At 52.7% G+C, this 18,470-nt stretch carries 17 protein-coding genes; 8 read left to right on the top strand and 9 right to left on the bottom strand.

The genetic code is table 11. The annotated features are described in order from the left end of the window. The first annotated feature begins 23 nt into the window (after positions 1-23). Positions 24-1,037, top strand: a complete 1,014-nt coding sequence (gene tsaD / locus ACJHWT_RS00460) for a tRNA (adenosine(37)-N6)-threonylcarbamoyltransferase complex transferase subunit TsaD (protein WP_001264365.1) — start codon at positions 24-26, stop codon at positions 1,035-1,037. Positions 1,038-1,079: 42 nt separating this feature from the next. Here the strand turns inward: tsaD and ttdT are convergent, their stop codons facing one another. Genes ttdT through ttdA form a run of 3 tightly spaced genes read right to left on the bottom strand, consistent with a single transcriptional unit; the run spans position 1,080 to position 4,105 of the window. Then, positions 1,080-2,543 (bottom strand): L-tartrate/succinate antiporter, encoded by a 1,464-nt coding sequence (gene ttdT, locus ACJHWT_RS00455; RefSeq protein ID WP_000804927.1) that lies wholly within the window; start codon positions 2,541-2,543, stop codon positions 1,080-1,082. A gap of 48 nt (positions 2,544-2,591) precedes the next feature. Then, positions 2,592-3,197: a L(+)-tartrate dehydratase subunit beta gene (ttdB, locus tag ACJHWT_RS00450; RefSeq protein WP_000722957.1), complete on the bottom strand. Its 606-nt coding sequence runs from the start codon at positions 3,195-3,197 to the stop codon at positions 2,592-2,594. Continuing rightward, positions 3,194-4,105, bottom strand: a complete 912-nt coding sequence (gene ttdA, locus ACJHWT_RS00445; protein WP_000986806.1) for a L(+)-tartrate dehydratase subunit alpha — start codon at positions 4,103-4,105, stop codon at positions 3,194-3,196. Before ttdA ends, ttdB begins: the two co-directional genes overlap by 4 nt. 206 nt (positions 4,106-4,311) lie before the next feature. Here ttdA and ttdR point away from each other — a divergent pair, with 206 nt between their 5' ends. Further along, complete coding sequence (gene ttdR, locus ACJHWT_RS00440; protein ID WP_000935202.1) at positions 4,312-5,244, top strand: L-tartrate utilization transcriptional activator TtdR; 933 nt, start codon at positions 4,312-4,314, stop codon at positions 5,242-5,244. A 12-nt stretch (positions 5,245-5,256) separates the two neighbouring features. Here the strand turns inward: ttdR and plsY are convergent, their stop codons facing one another. Next, on the bottom strand, positions 5,257-5,874 hold the full coding sequence (gene plsY / locus ACJHWT_RS00435) for a glycerol-3-phosphate 1-O-acyltransferase PlsY (protein WP_001272796.1): 618 nt from the start codon (positions 5,872-5,874) through the stop codon (positions 5,257-5,259). 104 nt (positions 5,875-5,978) lie between these two features. On the opposite strand from plsY, the gene folB reads away from it, so the two are divergent. Both folB and bacA read left to right on the top strand, forming a co-directional pair. Next, the gene (gene folB, locus ACJHWT_RS00430) at positions 5,979-6,347 is read left to right on the top strand and encodes a bifunctional dihydroneopterin aldolase/7,8-dihydroneopterin epimerase (RefSeq protein WP_001295541.1); all 369 of its coding nucleotides are present in this window, start codon (positions 5,979-5,981) and stop codon (positions 6,345-6,347) included. A gap of 90 nt (positions 6,348-6,437) precedes the next feature. Continuing rightward, a complete protein-coding gene (gene bacA, locus ACJHWT_RS00425) occupies positions 6,438-7,259 on the top strand; it encodes an undecaprenyl-diphosphate phosphatase (RefSeq protein ID WP_001305111.1) in 822 nt (273 codons plus the stop codon). A gap of 187 nt (positions 7,260-7,446) precedes the next feature. Here the strand turns inward: bacA and cca are convergent, their stop codons facing one another. Both cca and ACJHWT_RS00415 read right to left on the bottom strand, forming a co-directional pair. Then, the gene (gene cca / locus ACJHWT_RS00420) at positions 7,447-8,685 is read right to left on the bottom strand and encodes a fused tRNA nucleotidyltransferase/2',3'-cyclic phosphodiesterase/2' nucleotidase/phosphatase Cca (RefSeq protein ID WP_000708508.1); all 1,239 of its coding nucleotides are present in this window, start codon (positions 8,683-8,685) and stop codon (positions 7,447-7,449) included. A 63-nt stretch (positions 8,686-8,748) separates the two neighbouring features. Further along, the gene (locus ACJHWT_RS00415) at positions 8,749-9,369 is read right to left on the bottom strand and encodes a TIGR04211 family SH3 domain-containing protein (protein WP_001125331.1); all 621 of its coding nucleotides are present in this window, start codon (positions 9,367-9,369) and stop codon (positions 8,749-8,751) included. A 241-nt stretch (positions 9,370-9,610) separates the two neighbouring features. Between ACJHWT_RS00415 and ygiF the strand changes: the two genes are divergently transcribed. Genes ygiF through hldE form a run of 3 tightly spaced genes read left to right on the top strand, consistent with a single transcriptional unit; the run spans position 9,611 to position 15,256 of the window. Next, complete coding sequence (gene ygiF / locus ACJHWT_RS00410) at positions 9,611-10,912, top strand: inorganic triphosphatase (RefSeq protein WP_000046246.1); 1,302 nt, start codon at positions 9,611-9,613, stop codon at positions 10,910-10,912. Positions 10,913-10,934: 22 nt separating this feature from the next. Then, positions 10,935-13,775: a bifunctional [glutamate--ammonia ligase]-adenylyl-L-tyrosine phosphorylase/[glutamate--ammonia-ligase] adenylyltransferase gene (gene glnE, locus ACJHWT_RS00405; protein WP_000803670.1), complete on the top strand. Its 2,841-nt coding sequence runs from the start codon at positions 10,935-10,937 to the stop codon at positions 13,773-13,775. Between the two features lie 47 nt (positions 13,776-13,822). Beyond that, entirely contained in the window at positions 13,823-15,256 is a 1,434-nt protein-coding gene (gene hldE / locus ACJHWT_RS00400) for a bifunctional D-glycero-beta-D-manno-heptose-7-phosphate kinase/D-glycero-beta-D-manno-heptose 1-phosphate adenylyltransferase HldE (RefSeq protein WP_000869178.1), read from the top strand. Positions 15,257-15,376: 120 nt separating this feature from the next. Here the strand turns inward: hldE and ACJHWT_RS00395 are convergent, their stop codons facing one another. The 3 genes from ACJHWT_RS00395 to ACJHWT_RS00385 form a co-directional block, all read right to left on the bottom strand. Then, on the bottom strand, positions 15,377-15,436 hold the full coding sequence (locus ACJHWT_RS00395) for a type I toxin-antitoxin system Ibs family toxin (protein ID WP_071528379.1): 60 nt from the start codon (positions 15,434-15,436) through the stop codon (positions 15,377-15,379). Positions 15,437-15,674: 238 nt separating this feature from the next. Beyond that, positions 15,675-17,336 carry a flotillin family protein gene (locus tag ACJHWT_RS00390; RefSeq protein WP_000341038.1) on the bottom strand — a complete coding sequence of 554 codons (1,662 nt, stop codon included), beginning with the start codon at positions 17,334-17,336 and terminating at the stop codon, positions 15,675-15,677. A gap of 26 nt (positions 17,337-17,362) precedes the next feature. Next, a complete protein-coding gene (locus ACJHWT_RS00385; RefSeq protein ID WP_000599928.1) occupies positions 17,363-17,992 on the bottom strand; it encodes an OB-fold-containig protein in 630 nt (209 codons plus the stop codon). A gap of 268 nt (positions 17,993-18,260) precedes the next feature. Here ACJHWT_RS00385 and glgS point away from each other — a divergent pair, with 268 nt between their 5' ends. Continuing rightward, complete coding sequence (gene glgS / locus ACJHWT_RS00380) at positions 18,261-18,461, top strand: cell surface composition regulator GlgS (RefSeq protein WP_001296424.1); 201 nt, start codon at positions 18,261-18,263, stop codon at positions 18,459-18,461. Positions 18,462-18,470: the final 9 nt, after the last annotated feature.

Raw genomic sequence — 18,470 nt, 5'->3', positions numbered from 1 at the left:
AATAAAGCGAGGTAAAACAAGTCATGCGTGTACTGGGTATTGAAACTTCCTGCGATGAAACCGGCATCGCCATTTACGACGATGAAAAAGGTTTGTTAGCCAACCAATTGTATAGTCAGGTGAAATTGCACGCTGACTACGGCGGCGTAGTGCCTGAGCTGGCCTCCCGCGATCATGTGCGTAAAACCGTACCGTTGATCCAGGCGGCGCTAAAGGAGTCTGGTTTAACGGCAAAAGACATTGATGCTGTGGCCTATACCGCAGGCCCTGGATTAGTCGGCGCACTGCTGGTTGGCGCGACCGTGGGGCGTTCTCTGGCGTTTGCCTGGAACGTTCCGGCGATCCCTGTACACCATATGGAAGGGCATCTGTTAGCGCCGATGCTGGAAGATAACCCACCGGAATTTCCGTTTGTGGCGCTGCTGGTTTCCGGCGGTCATACGCAGTTAATCAGCGTGACTGGCATTGGTCAGTACGAGCTGCTCGGCGAGTCTATCGATGATGCGGCTGGTGAAGCGTTTGATAAAACCGCGAAGCTGCTGGGGCTGGATTATCCTGGCGGGCCATTACTGTCGAAAATGGCGGCTCAGGGTACAGCCGGGCGCTTTGTCTTCCCGCGCCCGATGACCGACCGTCCAGGGCTGGATTTCAGCTTTTCTGGTCTGAAAACCTTCGCGGCAAATACCATTCGTGATAACGGCACCGACGACCAGACGCGTGCTGATATCGCCCGCGCCTTTGAAGATGCGGTGGTCGATACGTTGATGATTAAGTGTAAGCGAGCGCTGGATCAGACGGGCTTTAAGCGACTGGTAATGGCAGGTGGCGTGAGTGCTAACCGCACGTTACGGGCGAAGCTGGCGGAAATGATGAAAAAACGCCGTGGCGAAGTGTTCTACGCGCGTCCGGAATTTTGTACTGATAACGGCGCGATGATCGCCTATGCCGGAATGGTGCGGTTTAAAGCAGGCGCGACGGCGGATCTTGGCGTTAGCGTGCGTCCGCGCTGGCCGCTGGCAGAGTTACCGGCCGCGTAAAACTCTTAGGTGCCGGAGAGTCACTTCCGGCACCGTCCTCACTTAAAGCAACACCACGGGCATCCACAGTAAGCCGGTAATCACCAGCAACACGAGGAATATCAGCCCAAAAATTGCCCCCAGTCGCCAGTAATCCACCGTTGGCAGATAACCACTACCGTAGTAAATCGGACTGGGTCCGGTGGCGTATGGCGTAAGAATGCTCCCCAGACCAATTGCCGCGCCAACCATCAGGCAGAACACCGGCAGCGGGATTTCCGGCATCGCCAGCGCGGCGGCAATCATCATCGGCGCGAGAGCGGAGGTATACGCCGTGGCGCTGGCGAAAAAGTAGCGCAGTAGATAAAACACCACAATCAACGCCACCATCACTATCGTTGGCGAATAACCGCTTAAGCTGCCTGCTAACAGTTTGCCAAACCAGCTAATAAAACCGGTGTTGTTGAGTCCGGTAGCGAGGGTGATAAGCGAGGCCAGCCAGAAGAAAACGTTCCACGCGGCTTTATTACTGACAATGTCGTCCCAACTGATAATGCGCAGAAGCAGCATCAGCGCCACCACGCTGTAACCGACCATCGCGGCATCGATATAATCACCGCCGAAAATCCACAGCACCAGCGCGCCTACCATCAGCCCCAGCATCCGTTTTTCACGCGAACAGAGCGGGCCCATTGCCTGCAGTTCCGTCTCTGCCCAGCGCGGCACCTGATCACCAGACTTCAGTACCGGCGGGTACAGCACGTAAGCCAGCCAGGGAACCAGCAGAACCAGTAAAATACTGAGCGGCAACATCCCGAGGAACCAGTCGCCCCAACTCAGTGTGGCGTGAGATGCGCTTTTCATCAGGCCAATTAACAGCAAGTTAGGTGCCATCGCCGTCAGGAAAATGGCGCTGGTCACGCAGTCGGCAACAATCCCCATCCACATGATGTACGAGCCAATGCTGCGCGAACTGCTGTCGTTTGGTTGTGATTGATAGAGCGGTGGCAGGTTACGGATGATGGGATAGATAATCCCCGCACCGCGCGCCGAGTTGGACGGTGTTACAGGTGCCAGGATCAGCTCGGAGAACATCACCGCATAGCCGAGAAACAGCGTGCGATGTCCCATCTTTTTCACCAGAATCAGCGCAATGCGGCGTCCAAGCCCGGTTTTTTCATAGCCTGTGCCAAACATAAAGGCGGCGAAAATCAGCCAGATAACCGAATTAGAAAAACCAGAAACCGCCCAGGAGAGGGATTTGGCGGTGAACTTAAAACCTGGCTGGGCGAGCTGCTCCGGGCTAAACAGCAGCCACGGCGAGAGAATGGCGATAATGGAGATACCCACCATCGCCACCACGGCACCCGGCACGGGTTCGAGGATCAGTCCAACGATCACGCCAGTAAAAACGGCAAAGTAGAGCCAGGTATGACTCTCCAGCCCTGCGGGAACCGGAATTAGAGCAATAATGGCGATGACCGCCAGCGGCGCAAGGTATCGCCACCATTCAGTGGAAGGTTTCATCGTGTTATGCCTGCGAAAAAGGAGAGGGGGTGAGCCTCTCCGGGAGGGTTATTTGATGTAGTGGACGTGCTCGCAAATCTCTTCCACGATGGGATCGCGGCGTTCGGCGAACAGCTTTTTGTTTTCGGCTATCAGGTTGTTGCCGTGGGTATCAATAGAAACAATCAGCGGACCGAACTCTTTGACCCGGCAGACCCACAGCGACTCCGGCATCCCGAGTTCTGTCCAGTGCACTTCTTCAATCTCTTCCACCTGGGTTGCCGCCAGTACTGCGCAGCCTGCCGGGAAAATCACATGCAGCGCCTTGAATTTCTGGCAGCCTTCTTCGGTCAGCGGCCCCATTCCGCCTTTGCCGACCACCAGTTTCACGCCGGTCTGTTCGATAAATTCACGTTCAAAACTTTCCATACGCATACTGGTTGTCGGGCCGACGGATACCATCTCCCATTTGTCGCCGTTTTTGCGCACGATGGGGCCAGCGTGGAAAATCGCTTTGCCGTTGAGATCGTAAGGGATCGGACGTTTCAGTTCGATCAAGCGACGGTGACAAACGTCACGGCAGGTCACCAGCGTACCGGTCAGGTAGATCACATCGCCGACGCGAATATCTTGCAGATCTTCAGCTTTGATCGGGGTTGTCAGGATCTTTTTCATAACGCGCTCCGGGTGTGAGACAGATTTTCAAAGGTGAGATCGGCATGAACCAGCAGTGTGCCGCGACGATGCGCCCAGCAGCCTGTAGAAACAGCAACGCCGATGGTTGACGGATGGCGGGCGGCAGATTCGATATGTACGCCCATCACTGAACTGTTGCCAGTCAGCCCTTGTGGACCAATCCCCAGACGGTTGAGTCCTTCTTCCAGGCGTAGCTCCAGCTCTGCCGCTTTCGGATTGGGGTGGCGGCTGCCAATTGGGCGTAAAATGGCTTTACGTGAGAGCACAGCGGCGGTTTCCACCGAGGTGGCGATGCCCACGCCTACCAGTACCGGTGGACAGGCGTTTACGGCGAGGGTGGAGATATTTTCGAAGACGAATTTCACCACGCCTTCGTATCCTTCCGACGGCATTAACACTTTCGAACGACCAGGTAGTGTGCAGCCGCCGCCTGCCATGTAAACTTCGATTTCCGCATCGTCACCGTCGGGGACGATATCCCAGGTGACCCACGGTACGCCGCTGCCGGTATTTTTGCCGGTGTTCACTTCGTCAAAAATTTCTACCGCATTGTGACGCAGTGGCGCTTTGACGGTTGCCTCTTCCACGGCTTGTTTGAGTATGCTTTGCAGCTCGCCAAGCAGTGGGAAACGGGAACCGACCTTAACAAAAAACATGATTTCGCCGGTGTCCTGACAGGCAGGACGATTCAGGTCGATCGCTTTTTGCATGTTATCGAACATCGTGTGGTAGATGATTTTTCCCATCGACGATGTTTCGGCATCCTTTAGCTGTTTTAGTTTATCCACCACGTCATCAGGCATTCGGGTAGAAATCATGGCGGTAAAGTTAGCGACAATCTCCGTCAACTTATTCACTGCCTGTTGCTTATTACTTTCGCTCATCATGGCAACTCCAGTTTATGTATTTGTCTGGAAAAATTCACCGCCACAAACTACCACTAAAAATGTGGTTTTATATTTTTTGCCACCGTGAATATGTAATTAACAGTTCGTGAATCAACGCGAAAATAAGAACGAATATTGCGCCAGAGCAGGGAATGGTAATGTTTTGCGAAATACACTGCGTTTATCAAAACTGCGGATATTTAACAATGCTAAATAGCTGGCCTTTAGCCAAAGACTTACAGGTACTGGTGGAAATCGTCCATAGCGGGAGTTTTAGTGCTGCAGCGGCGACGCTTGGGCAAACGCCTGCATTTGTCACCAAGCGGATCCAAATCCTTGAAAATACGCTGGCAACAACTCTGCTGAACCGCTCCGCTCGCGGCGTGGCGCTGACTGAAAGTGGCCAACGTTGTTACGAACATGCGCTGGAAATCCTCACCCAATATCAGCGACTGGTCGATGACGTCACGCAAATCAAAACGCGCCCGGAGGGGATGATCCGCATTGGTTGCAGTTTTGGTTTTGGGCGCAGCCATATTGCTCCAGCCATTACCGAACTGATGCGCAATTATCCTGAGTTACAGGTGCATTTTGAATTGTTCGATCGGCAAATTGATTTAGTGCAGGATAATATTGATCTGGATATTCGTATTAATGACGCAATTCCTGATTATTATATTGCGCATCTTTTGACAAAAAATAAAAGAATATTATGCGCAGCACCTGAGTATCTGCAAAAATATCCGCAGCCACAATCCTTACAGGAATTAAGTCGTCATGACTGCCTGGTGACCAAAGAGCGCGATATGACCCACGGAATATGGGAGTTGGGGAACGGTCAGGAGAAAAAATCGGTGAAGGTAAGCGGGCATCTTTCCTCCAATAGCGGCGAGATAGTGTTGCAATGGGCGCTGGAGGGCAAAGGGATTATGTTGCGTTCCGAGTGGGATGTGTTGCCGTTTCTGGAGAGTGGCAAACTGGTGCGAGTATTGCCGGAGTATGCACAAAGCGCCAATATCTGGGCTGTTTACCGGGAGCCGCTCTATCGCAGCATGAAATTACGTGTCTGCGTGGAATTTCTGGCGGCATGGTGCCAGCAACGGCTGGGCAAGCCCGACGAAGGCTATCAGGTTATGTAGCTCCACCAGAAATCACTCGGGATCCTTTTCGCGCTTTCTTTTGAATTTCGTCCAGATTTTTGTCTCCTGACGACGCCACAGACGCTGGATGTTGTCATGATGGCGCAGCAGGATCAGGCAAGAGAGCATCGAAACCGGGAAGGTGAATTGTGGCTTAAACCACCAGACATAAAACGGAGCAATCAGTGCACTGACAATCGCCCCCAGCGACGAATATCCGCTCAATAGCACGGTCAGTAACCAGGTTCCCGCCATTACTCCGGTGAGATCCCAGCCAATGGGTGCGATGGCACCAAAAGCGGTAGCAACGCCTTTTCCTCCTTTAAATCCGAAGAAAACGGGCCAGATGTGTCCAAGACAGGCGGCGATGGCAATTAAGCCTAGCCAGAAGGGGCTGACACCTAATTCATACGCGCCCCAGACGGGCAACATTCCTTTCAGAACGTCGAAAATCAGTACTGCTACGGCTGCTCCCTTGCCACCGATACGTAACACATTGGTTGCGCCTGGATTGCCGGAGCCGCTGGTTCGCGGATCGGGCAGCCCACACAAGCGGCAAACCAGAATGGCACTGGAAATGGAGCCGCAGAGGTACGCGATGAGGATCATTCCAGGCGCGATTGCACTCATAAGCTGTTCCGTTTTGAAAATTCGTGTTCAACGATGAATCTGTGGATAATACGCACATTTCGCCGGAAGTGGTATCCGGTTAGCCAAAAAGCAGGCAGGACGTGATGGATATTGTATTTATAGAGCAACTTTCGGTAATCACCACTATTGGTGTTTACGACTGGGAACAGACCATCGAACAGAAGTTAGTGTTCGATATCGAAATGGCGTGGGATAACCGTAAAGCGGCGAAAAGTGATGATGTGGCGGATTGCCTCAGTTACGCTGACATTGCAGAAACGGTAGTCAGCCACGTCGAGGGGGCGCGTTTTGCGCTGGTGGAACGTGTGGCTGAAGAGGTGGCGGAGTTGCTGTTAGCACGCTTCAACTCGCCGTGGGTGCGTATCAAACTCAGCAAGCCAGGCGCAGTGGCGCGGGCGGCGAATGTTGGCGTAATCATTGAGCGTGGCAATAATCTGAAAGAAAATAATTAATTTTACAGCTGTTAAACCAAACGGTTATAACCTGGTCATACTGCAGTAGTTCGGACAAGCGTTACATTTTTATAATTTAGGGGTTTATTGATGAGCGATATGCACTCGCTGCTGATAGCGGCAATATTGGGTGTGGTCGAAGGATTGACAGAATTTCTGCCGGTATCCAGCACGGGCCATATGATTATTGTCGGTCACTTGTTGGGGTTTGAGGGCGACACGGCGAAAACCTTTGAAGTCGTGATCCAGTTAGGATCAATTCTGGCAGTGGTTGTCATGTTCTGGCGACGTCTGTTTGGCCTTATTGGTATTCACTTTGGTCGCCCGTTGCAGCACGAAGGAGAAAGCAAAGGCCGTTTAACGCTGATCCACATTTTGCTGGGGATGATTCCGGCGGTGGTACTGGGGCTGTTGTTCCACGACACGATTAAATCATTGTTTAACCCGATAAATGTGATGTATGCACTGGTCGTTGGCGGTCTGTTGCTGATTGCCGCTGAATGCCTGAAGCCGAAAGAGCCGCGTGCGCCGGGTCTTGATGATATGACCTATCGTCAGGCGTTTATGATTGGTTGCTTCCAGTGTCTGGCGCTGTGGCCGGGTTTCTCCCGTTCCGGGGCGACCATTTCAGGTGGGATGCTGATGGGGGTGAGCCGTTACGCTGCTTCCGAGTTTTCGTTCCTGCTGGCGGTGCCGATGATGATGGGCGCAACGGCGCTCGATCTCTACAAAAGCTGGGGCTTCCTGACAACCGGCGATATCCCGATGTTTGCCGTTGGGTTTATCACCGCTTTTGTGGTGGCGCTGATAGCGATTAAAACCTTCCTGCAATTGATTAAGCGCATTTCGTTTATCCCGTTCGCCATTTATCGCTTTATTGTGGCGGCTGCGGTGTACGTTGTGTTCTTTTGATGTGAAGAACAGTGTCGGATATGATGCTGACGCGTCTTATCAGATTGCGTAGGCCGGATAAGGCGTTCACGCCGCATCCGGCAATCAACGCCTGATGCGACGCTCGCGCGTCTTATCAGGCCTACAACTGTCGTTGACATGTAGCCGGATAAGACGCTTACGTCGCATCCGGCAAAATATCCAACACTCACTCAGGTTTTGGGCAACGCTGTTCCTTCCAGCCAGCCACCGCCGCAATCCGCCGTCGGGTCAGCTCCTCGCGAATCTCCACACCTTTAAATCCCGCTTCAACGACGGCTTTTGTCGGCACTGACTGTGCCACTTCCCAGGCTTCGCGCAACCAGCGGCCTTGTGGGTAGTCGGCTGATTCAAAACCGGTTCTGCCGCGCACATCAGCCTCGCTGGTCAGCGCCAGTTGCTCGACACGCTGCGGTTTACGCCAGGCGTCGATGGAATCAAATAGTTTGACGATGGTTTTTGGGTTCAGCATTGGGAAGGTGTGGATGAGATCGTGAAACTCAGCCACCAGTCTGGCTAAATCGCGAATTTCATTTGGCACGCGCAGACGCTGGCATAGTTGTTCCACTAACTTCACACCCGCCGGGCCATGACCATGATGACGCGGCCAAAGTTCTGGTGGCGTCAGTCCTTTACCGAGATCGTGGCATAACGTTGCGAAACGGACATCGACCTGCGGACTCAGCATCGCCGCCATTGAGAGCGTCATTAAGGTATGAATACCCGTGTCGATTTCCGGATGCCACCTGGCAGGGGCCGGAACGCCAAACAGGGCGTCAATTTCCGGGAATAAAACGCGCAGTGCGCCGCAATCGCGCAGTACCTGGAAGAACACCTGGGGATTGCGGGTGGTGAGGGCGTTTTCCGTCTCTTTCCATACCCGTTCAGGCGTCAGGTGTTCCAGTTCACCCGCATGGGTCATCTCGCGCATCAGCGCCAGAGTTTCATCGGCAATACGGAAACTGAGGTGGGCATAACGCGCAGCAAAACGCGCTACGCGCAACACGCGTAACGGATCTTCGCCAAAAGCGGGGGAAACATGGCGCAACAGACGATTTTGCAGATCGCCCAGACCGTTGTACGGGTCGATAATCTCGCCGTTATCGTCCTGGGCCAGCGCATTAATGGTCAGATCGCGACGCTTAAGATCATCTTCCAGCGTGACATCCGGTGCGGCATAGCAGGTAAAACCGGTGTAACCGGAACCAGATTTCCGTTCGGTACGTGCCAGTGCATACTCTTCATGCGTTTGCGGATGCAGAAACACAGGAAAATCGCGGCCTACCTGCTGGTAGCCCGCGTCGAGCATCTCCTGTGGCGTACTGCCGACCACCACCCAATCTCTGTCTTTGACCGGTAGCCCTAACAATGCATCCCGAACAGCACCACCGACCAGATAAATCTTCACGCCATCATCCCTTCGTCAAATACACAATTCCTAATAATAAGACAGTGCAACGAAGAAGGCGATTTAGTTCATCCAGCGATCTTTGCGTTTGCGGCTTGGGATCAGGTGCGGCAGTACCAGACCAAGCAGCAAGCCAAGCCCCAGCACGCCACCGCCATACATAAACCACTGCATGATGATGGTGCGCTGTTTGTCATCCAGCTGTACGCTGGCGGCATCGACCTTTTTCTGCGCGACAATCAGCTCGTTTTTCAGTTTCTGATTTTCTTCTTTTAACCCGTTGATCACGCTGTCGCTCTGCGCCACTTTTTGCTGCATTTCTGCGGTGCGTTGGTTCCAGGTGTTATCGATATTGGTGAGTTTATCGGTCAGGGTTTTGACCTGATTTTCCAGATCTGGCACACGGGAGCGCAGGCTTGGCTCTGTGCTAAGTTGTTTCAACGGGATCCAGGCGGTACGGCCAGAGCTGTCTTTCACCTGGGCATAATTGGTGTTGGCGTCAGTTTGTAATAAGGTCACTTCCTCGCCGGCGTTAACCGTGCCCACGAGGCGATAATGATCTCCCGGACCGCTACGGACCCAGGTATTCAGTTCATCAGAAACATAGCGCGTTTCTTCAGCGTGTGAGACGGCAGTGGCGCTAAGTGCGAGTAAAGTTAATCCGATCAGGCGTAATTTTGGCATCAGGCTGTCGTTATTGTCATGGAAAGTGGAACGATAGTAGTGGCATCAGTGTCGCTACGCAAAGCATTCGACATCAATCGGAATCCTCTGTGTCAGGTCTTGCCACTGCTTCAAACTTTTACGCCCGTCAAATTGCCCGTTGCATGGCAATTTGGCGCAAAATACTATCTACTGACAAAAAAGATCGCATTAAGTTCGCCGTTCATCGTCACTTATGTGACATAACCGATAAGTAAAGGCCATGGCTCAGGAAATCGAATTAAAGTTTATTGTTAATCACAGTGCCGTTGAGGCGTTGCGTGACCATCTCAATACGCTGGGCGGCGAGCACCATGACCCCGTGCAGTTGCTGAATATTTACTACGAAACGCTGGATAACTGGCTGCGTGGGCACGACATGGGCTTACGTATCCGTGGCGAAAACGGTCGCTATGAGATGACCATGAAAGTTGCAGGAAGAGTGACAGGCGGCTTACACCAGCGCCCGGAATATAACGTGGCGTTGAGCGAACCGACGCTCGACCTGGCGCAGTTACCGACGGAAGTCTGGCCGAACGGCGAATTGCCTGCCGATCTCGCTTCCCGCGTACAACCGCTGTTCAGCACCGATTTTTATCGCGAAAAGTGGCTGGTAGAGATCGATGGTAGCCAAATTGAAATCGCCCTCGACCAGGGGGAAGTGAAAGCGGGTGAATTTGCTGAACCTATCTGCGAGCTTGAACTGGAACTGCTTAGCGGCGACACGCGCGCGGTGCTGAAACTGGCGAACCAACTGGTATCGCAAACCGGATTACGCCAGGGCAGCCTGAGCAAAGCAGCGCGTGGCTATCATCTGGCGCAGGGCAATCCGGCGCGTGAAATCAAACCGACCACCATTTTACATGTTGCGGCAAAAGCTGATGTGGAACAGGGGCTGGAAGCGGCGCTCGAGCTGGCGTTAGCGCAATGGCAGTATCATGAAGAACTGTGGGTACGCGGCAACGATGCGGCGAAAGAGCAGGTGCTGGCAGCCATTGGCCTGGTCCGTCATACACTGATGCTGTTCGGCGGTATCGTGCCACGTAAAGCGAGCACTCACTTACGTGACCTGCTGACCCAATGCGAAGCGACCATCGCTTCAGCGGTTTCTGCCGTGACGGCGGTCTACTCTACCGAAACGGCAATGGCGAAGCTGGCGTTGACCGAATGGCTGGTAAGCAAAGCCTGGCAGCCGTTTTTAGATGCCAAAGCGCAGAGTAAAATGAGCGATTCCTTCAAACGCTTTGCCGATATCCATCTTTCCCGCCATGCCGCTGAACTGAAAAGCGTTTTCTGCCAGCCGTTGGGCGATCGCTACCGTGACCAGTTGCCACGCCTGACGCGTGATATTGACTCAATCCTGTTGCTGGCGGGTTACTACGATCCTGTCGTCGCGCAAGCCTGGCTGGAGAACTGGCAGGGGCTGCGTCACGCTATTGCGACCGGACAACGCATTGAAATTGAACATTTCCGTAATGAGGCAAACAATCAGGAACCATTCTGGTTGCACAGCGGAAAACGTTAATCAGGCAAGGATATAATCGCTTATGAAGCCGCTCTCTTCACCGTTACAGCAGTACTGGCAGACCGTTGTTGAGCGGCTGCCAGAGCCTTTAGCCGAGGAATCACTTAGCATACAGGCGAAGTCAGTACTTACTTTCAGTGATTTTCTGCAGGACAGCATAATTGCGCATCCAGAGTGGCTGACGGAACTGGAAAGCCAACCGCCGCAGGCCGACGAATGGCAGCATTACGCTGCATGGTTGCAGGAGGCGCTCAGTGATGTAAGCGACGAAGCCGGGTTAATGCGCGAGCTGCGGCTATTCCGGCGGCGTATTATGGTGCGCATTGCCTGGGCGCAAACGCTGGCACTGGTTACTGAAGAGAGCATTTTGCAGCAGCTCAGCCATCTGGCGGAGACGCTGATTGTTGCGGCGCGTGACTGGCTGTATGACGCCTGCTGCCGCGAATGGGGAACGCCGTGCAATGCGCAGGGCGAAGCGCAACCGCTGCTGATTTTAGGCATGGGTAAGCTGGGCGGTGGGGAGCTGAATTTCTCATCAGATATCGATCTGATTTTTGCCTGGCCGGAACATGGTTGTACGCAGGGCGGACGCCGGGAACTGGATAACGCGCAGTTTTTTACCCGCATGGGGCAGCGGCTGATTAAAGTGCTGGATCAACCAACGCAGGATGGCTTCGTCTATCGCGTGGATATGCGGCTGCGTCCGTTTGGCGAAAGTGGCCCGCTGGTGCTGAGCTTTGCCGCGTTGGAAGATTATTACCAGGAGCAGGGGCGCGACTGGGAGCGTTACGCGATGGTCAAGGCGCGGATTATGGGCGATAGCGAAGGCGTCTATGCTAACGAGTTGCGTGCGATGCTGCGCCCGTTTGTTTTCCGTCGTTACATCGATTTCAGCGTGATTCAGTCGCTGCGCAACATGAAAGGAATGATTGCCCGTGAAGTGCGTCGACGCGGTTTGACCGACAACATCAAACTTGGCGCAGGTGGCATTCGCGAAATTGAATTTATCGTCCAGGTGTTTCAGCTCATTCGCGGCGGGCGTGAACCGTCGCTGCAATCGCGCTCTTTACTGCCAACGCTCAGCGCCATTTCCGCGCTGCATCTGCTTTCTGAAAACGATGCTGAACAATTGCGAGTGGCGTATCTGTTCCTGCGGCGTCTGGAAAACCTGCTGCAAAGCATTAACGACGAACAAACCCAGACGCTTCCTTCTGATGAGCTTAATCGTGCGCGGCTGGCGTGGGCAATGGATTTCGCTGACTGGTCGCAACTAACAGGGAAGCTGACCGGACATATGACCAATGTGCGCCGGGTGTTTAACGAATTGATTGGCGACGACGAAAGCGAAACTCAGGAAGAGTCGCTGTCGGAACAGTGGCGTGAGCTGTGGCAGGATGTGTTGCAGGAAGATGACACTACGCCAGTGCTGGCGCATCTTAGCGAAGATGATTGCAAACAGGTGCTGACGCTGATTGCCGATTTTCGCAAAGAGCTGGATAAGCGTACCATCGGGCCGCGCGGGCGTCAGGTGCTCGACCATCTGATGCCGCATCTGCTAAGTGATGTCTGTGCGCGTGAAGACGCTGCTGTCACGCTGTCGCGCATTACCGCCTTGCTGGTGGGGATTGTTACCCGCACCACCTATTTAGAATTGCTTAGTGAATTTCCTGCGGCGCTTAAGCATTTGATTTCTCTGTGTGCCGCATCGCCGATGATTGCCAGCCAGCTGGCGCGCTATCCGTTATTGCTGGATGAACTGCTCGATCCAAACACTCTCTACCAGCCGACGGCGACGGATGCCTACCGTGATGAACTGCGCCAGTATTTGCTGCGCGTGCCGGAAGATGACGAAGAACAACAGCTTGAGGCGCTGCGTCAGTTCAAACAGGCGCAACTGTTACGTATTGCGGCAGCGGATATCGCCGGTACGCTACCGGTAATGAAAGTGAGCGATCACTTAACCTGGCTGGCGGAAGCTATGATAGATGCCGTCGTTCAGCAGGCGTGGGTTCAAATGGTGGCCCGCTACGGTAAACCGAATCACCTGAACGAACGCGAAGGGCGTGGTTTTGCGGTGGTCGGCTACGGCAAGCTGGGCGGCTGGGAGTTAGGCTACAGTTCCGATCTTGACCTGATCTTCCTCCATGATTGCCCAATGGATGCGATGACTGACGGCGAGCGGGAAATCGACGGGCGACAGTTTTATCTGCGTCTGGCGCAACGCATTATGCATCTGTTCAGTACGCGTACCTCTTCCGGCATTTTGTATGAAGTGGATGCACGGTTGCGTCCGTCCGGGGCGGCGGGAATGCTGGTGACATCCGCAGAAGCATTTGCCGATTATCAGAAAAACGAGGCCTGGACGTGGGAACATCAGGCGCTGGTGCGTGCGCGTGTAGTGTACGGCGATCCGCAGCTCACCGCGCACTTTGACGCGGTGCGTCGCGAGATTATGACGCTGCCGCGTGAAGGTAAAACTCTGCAAACGGAAGTGCGGGAAATGCGCGAGAAAATGCGCGCTCATCTCGGCAATAAACATCGCGATCGCTTTGATATCAAAGCCGATGAAGGCGGAATTACCGATATCGAATTTATTACTCAATATCTGGTGTTGCGCTACGCTCATGAAAAACCGAAGTTAACGCGCTGGTCAGACAACGTGCGTATTCTGGAGCTGCTGGCGCAAAACGACATTATGGAAGAGCAGGAAGCGATGGCGCTGACCCGTGCTTACACTACGCTGCGCGATGAACTTCATCATCTGGCATTACAGGAATTGCCGGGCCATGTGCCGGAGGATTGCTTCACCGCAGAGCGTGAACTGGTGCGGGCAAGCTGGCAGAAGTGGCTGGTGGAAGAATGAAGTATGGTATTATCGCGCGCAAATTTTGAATCTCTCAGGAGACAGGAATGAAAGTAACGCTGCCAGAGTTTGAACGTGCAGGAGTGATGGTGGTTGGTGATGTGATGCTGGATCGTTACTGGTACGGTCCCACCAGCCGTATCTCGCCGGAAGCGCCGGTGCCCGTGGTTAAAGTGAATACCATCGAAGAACGTCCGGGCGGCGCGGCTAACGTGGCGATGAATATCGCTTCTCTCGGTGCTAATGCACGCCTGGTCGGGTTGACGGGCATTGACGATGCAGCGCGCGCGCTGAGTAAATCTCTGGCCGACGTCAACGTCAAATGCGACTTTGTTTCTGTACCGACGCATCCGACTATCACCAAATTACGGGTACTTTCCCGCAACCAACAGCTGATTCGTCTGGATTTCGAAGAAGGTTTCGAAGGGGTTGATCCGCAGCCGCTGCACGAGCGGATTAATCAGGCACTGAGTTCGATTGGCGCGCTGGTGCTTTCTGACTACGCGAAAGGTGCGCTGGCAAGCGTGCAGCAGATGATCCAACTGGCGCGTAAAGCGGGCGTTCCGGTGCTGATTGATCCAAAAGGCACCGATTTTGAGCGCTACCGCGGCGCTACGCTGTTAACGCCGAATCTCTCGGAATTTGAAGCTGTTGTCGGTAAATGTAAGACTGAAGAAGAGATTGTTGAGCGCGGCATGAAACTGATTGCCGATTACGAACTCTCGGCTCTGTTGGTGACCCGTTCCGAACAGGGGATGTCGCTGCTGCAACCGGGTAAAGCACCGCTGCATATGCCAACTCAGGCGCAGGAAGTGTATGACGTTACCGGTGCGGGCGACACGGTGATTGGTGTGCTGGCGGCAACATTGGCAGCGGGTAATTCGCTGGAAGAAGCCTGCTTCTTTGCCAATGCGGCGGCTGGTGTGGTGGTCGGCAAACTGGGGACGTCCACGGTTTCGCCGATCGAGTTGGAAAACGCTGTACGTGGACGCGCAGATACCGGCTTTGGCGTGATGACCGAAGAGGAACTGAAGCTGGCCGTAGCGGCAGCGCGTAAACGCGGTGAAAAAGTGGTGATGACCAATGGCGTCTTTGACATTCTCCACGCCGGGCATGTCTCCTATCTGGCAAACGCCCGCAAGCTGGGTGACCGCCTGATTGTCGCCGTCAACAGCGATGCCTCCACCAAACGGCTGAAAGGGGATTCCCGCCCCGTTAACCCGCTCGAACAGCGTATGATTGTGCTGGGCGCACTGGAAGCGGTCGACTGGGTGGTGTCGTTTGAAGAAGACACGCCGCAGCGCTTGATCGCCGGGATCCTGCCAGACCTGCTGGTGAAAGGCGGCGATTATAAACCAGAAGAGATTGCCGGGAGTAAAGAAGTCTGGGCCAACGGCGGCGAAGTGTTGGTGCTCAACTTTGAAGACGGTTGCTCGACCACTAATATTATCAAGAAGATCCAACAGGATAAAAAAGGCTAACCGGAAAGCGCTTCACAGATCTCGCTTCGAACCTGGCAGGCCTATTGACGCTGTTGTTTTTTCAACCTAGAGTAAAGGAACAAGGGTAAGGGAGGATTTCTCCCCCCTCTGAATTGGTTGTTAATAAGCCTGGAAACTTACTAGTAACAACACAATCAGTATGATGACGAGCTTCATCATAACCCTTTCCTTCTGTAAGGCCCCTTCCTCGGGAGGGGCTTTCCCGTTTCAGCCCTTTGCTGACTCCCCGATTGTTGATGAGCGCCGGACCCCGCGCAACGCTTTCCCTGAGGCAGTTTTGCCTTCCCCGAGCGGTCACGCAAAACGTTGCAACGACCTGATCATTTGCAGTTTTTAGCGGAACGCAGATATAAAAAATCCCCGGCTTTTTGTGCCAGGGATGTTCATAGCTGAAAATTTATTCTACGTTTTCGGCGACGGGAGTTGTTGAGGTTAAGGGTGAAGTCAATGCAGCCAGTGAGCCGCCTGAAACGCCAATTTCATTGAGCAAGGAGTCAATCAGCGGTGCCTGTGTGCGGTAAGAGAGTGCGGCAGACAATGCCTGTTCTGCCAGGTTTCCGCCACTAACGCTGCCTGATGCTGCATCCCCCGCAGCACCACCTCGGTTTAATCCATCGACCTGAATAATCTTGATGCCGTCGATAGACTTCATCGGCTCAACGGATTTCTCTATTACTGCAGGTAACGACTGTAATAGCGCCAGTTTGAATTTAAGGCTGGTTTGTTCATCAGAAAGTACGTTGATAGCGTCGTTCAGCGCACGTTGCGCTTCTGCTTCCGCCAGACCCTTTTTACGCGTAGCTTCGGCTAACTCAACGATTGCCGCCGCCTGCATCTCTGCGGCTTCTTTCTCTGCTTTCGCCCGCACGGTCAGTTCAACCGCTTTGGTTTCTGCATCCTGCGCGGCAGCGATTAGGGCAACTTGTTTAGCACGATCGGCTTCTGCGGTCTGGCGAGTTGTTTCTACGTTTTGCTGGGCGCTTACCGCTTCTGCAAGTGCAAGGTTGGCACGCGCTTCCGCTTGTGACTGCTGTTCCGATTTGGCGGCAATCGCGATCGATTTCGTCTGGTTGGCGATTTCGGTGACCTGCTGCTGTTCGATCTCTTTAATGCGAACTTCACGTTCAGCTTCAACTTTTCTGGAACGGACGGCCTGTTCGCGGTCGATTTCCGTTTCCTGAATCTGTCGTTCAGCCAGAATTCGCGTCTGCTCTGCTTCCCGACGACGCTCGGCCTCAAAAGCCGCAATTTTCGCATTCTGCTCAGCGGTACGGGTTTTAACCTGCTGCTCCTGCTCAAGCGTCATAAACGCTTCTTGCTGTTCAATCTCCAGCTTCCGCGAAAGCGCATCACGGTTTTTCTCACGCACCGCAACTTCTACATCCTGTTCAACTTCGTTACGTTCGCGACGACGGCGCTCCGTCTCCTGCGTCAGCTTAGTTAAACCTTCGGCGTCAAAGGCGTTGTTAGGATTGAAATGTTCTTTCGACGTCTGGTTAAAGTTGGTAAGTGAAACGCTTTCCAGTTCCAGGCCGTTTTTCGACAGATCTTCAGCTACGGTATTTTGTACGCCCTGCACGAAGTTCTCGCGGGTATCCTGTAACTCATGCATGGTCATTTGTGCAGCTGTTGCACGGAGGGCATCGACAAATTTATCTTCAACCAACATACGTAAGTCTTCAGGCGACAGGGTGCGTTGCCCAAGCGTCTGGGCGGCGGTGGCAATACCTTCCACTGACGGTTTTACCCGCACAAAGAAAGCGACAACGACATCGACGCGCATACGATCTTTCGTAATCAGGCTATCAATGGTTGAGCGGCTGACTTCCAGCTTCAGAGTATTCATATTGATGGGGATTATTTCATGAAAGATCGGCATCACGATTGCGCCACCGCTCATTACCACTTTTTGCCCACCTAAACCAGTACGAACAAAAGCTTGCTCTGCCGAAGCGCGACGATAGAGCCTGGCGAAAATAATTCCAATAATAAACAGAATGCATACGGCAATAATCGCGGTAAACATCCAGGAGGGCACAGAATTAACAATATCATCCATTATTAAATTTCCTTTTGATTAATAAATTACAATATTTGGGGCCAGGGATTGTTTTCCGCCAAATATCGAGTTGCAGAAAGTCGGCAAATAATTAACACTTTGTCTCCTTTAGTGAAAATTTTTCCTTCTTCAGGCTCCAGTAGTAAATAATGTATTTGGCCAAATTGATCGGTGAGTTTTCCTTCGCAGGGATTACCTGAAGTGGCTTGATGACCGGTAATTAATGCCATGCTACCAATATATTCTTCTTCTGTAATAGCTGAACTATGGTCGCGTGGAATCCAGGGCGCAACTATTTTACCGGTATAATGCACCGTAATAATCGTAAACAGTAAACTGACAGGAACCACGAACAGGTTCGACAGTGGTGATTGCCAGACCATGATGCAGGCATGCTGCAACAGGATGCCAATAAGACCAAAAAAACCAGCCAGCAAGCAGAGAACGACGAGAGCTGGCAATCTTCCGATATTGAGATAATGAAGTGCCTGGCTAATATGACCTGTGGTTATGGAATCATAATGGTCAAGATGTGCATCAAGAGCACCGGAGAGCATGTGACCGCAGATAAGCGCAAAAATTTCTAAAAGGCCGATCAACAGTACAAAGGAAATAGCGAAAAGATAAGGGGTGTTATAGTCGGCGAATAAAATCATATGTCACTCCAATGTCCATTTAGTGACGCAATATTTACTTTAGGATAGTTTCCTTGCTTACATTTATCTTTGTTAATAATAACACACGTTAGAGAAATTCTGGAAGAGAAAGTCTTTTAATATGGTTTTTTATTTTTCACTAAAAAGTGTGATCGGGGACAATATATTTACGCACGTTATGTTTAAAGGCACTACACTGATTGGGGAATACTGAAATCAGAAAAAGCATATGGCCTTAAAAGGTATGCGATAACCGGAGGATGTGCTTATGGATCATAGTCTTAATTCTTTAAATAATTTCGATTTCCTGGCGCGTAGTTTTGCCAGAATGCACGCAGAAGGTCGCCCGGTCGATATTCTGGCCGTTACTGGTAACATGGATGAAGAACATAGAACCTGGTTTTGCGCACGTTATGCCTGGTATTGCCAACAGATGATGCAAACCAGAGAACTTGAATTAGAACACTGATATTACGGG

The sequence above is a fragment of the Escherichia sp. WS338 genome, from assembly GCF_046486405.1.
Taxonomy (GTDB): Bacteria; Pseudomonadota; Gammaproteobacteria; order Enterobacterales; family Enterobacteriaceae; genus Escherichia; species Escherichia coli.
The sequence above is the reverse complement of the archived record's forward strand: the minus strand, read 5'-3'. Positions and strand labels throughout refer to the sequence as shown.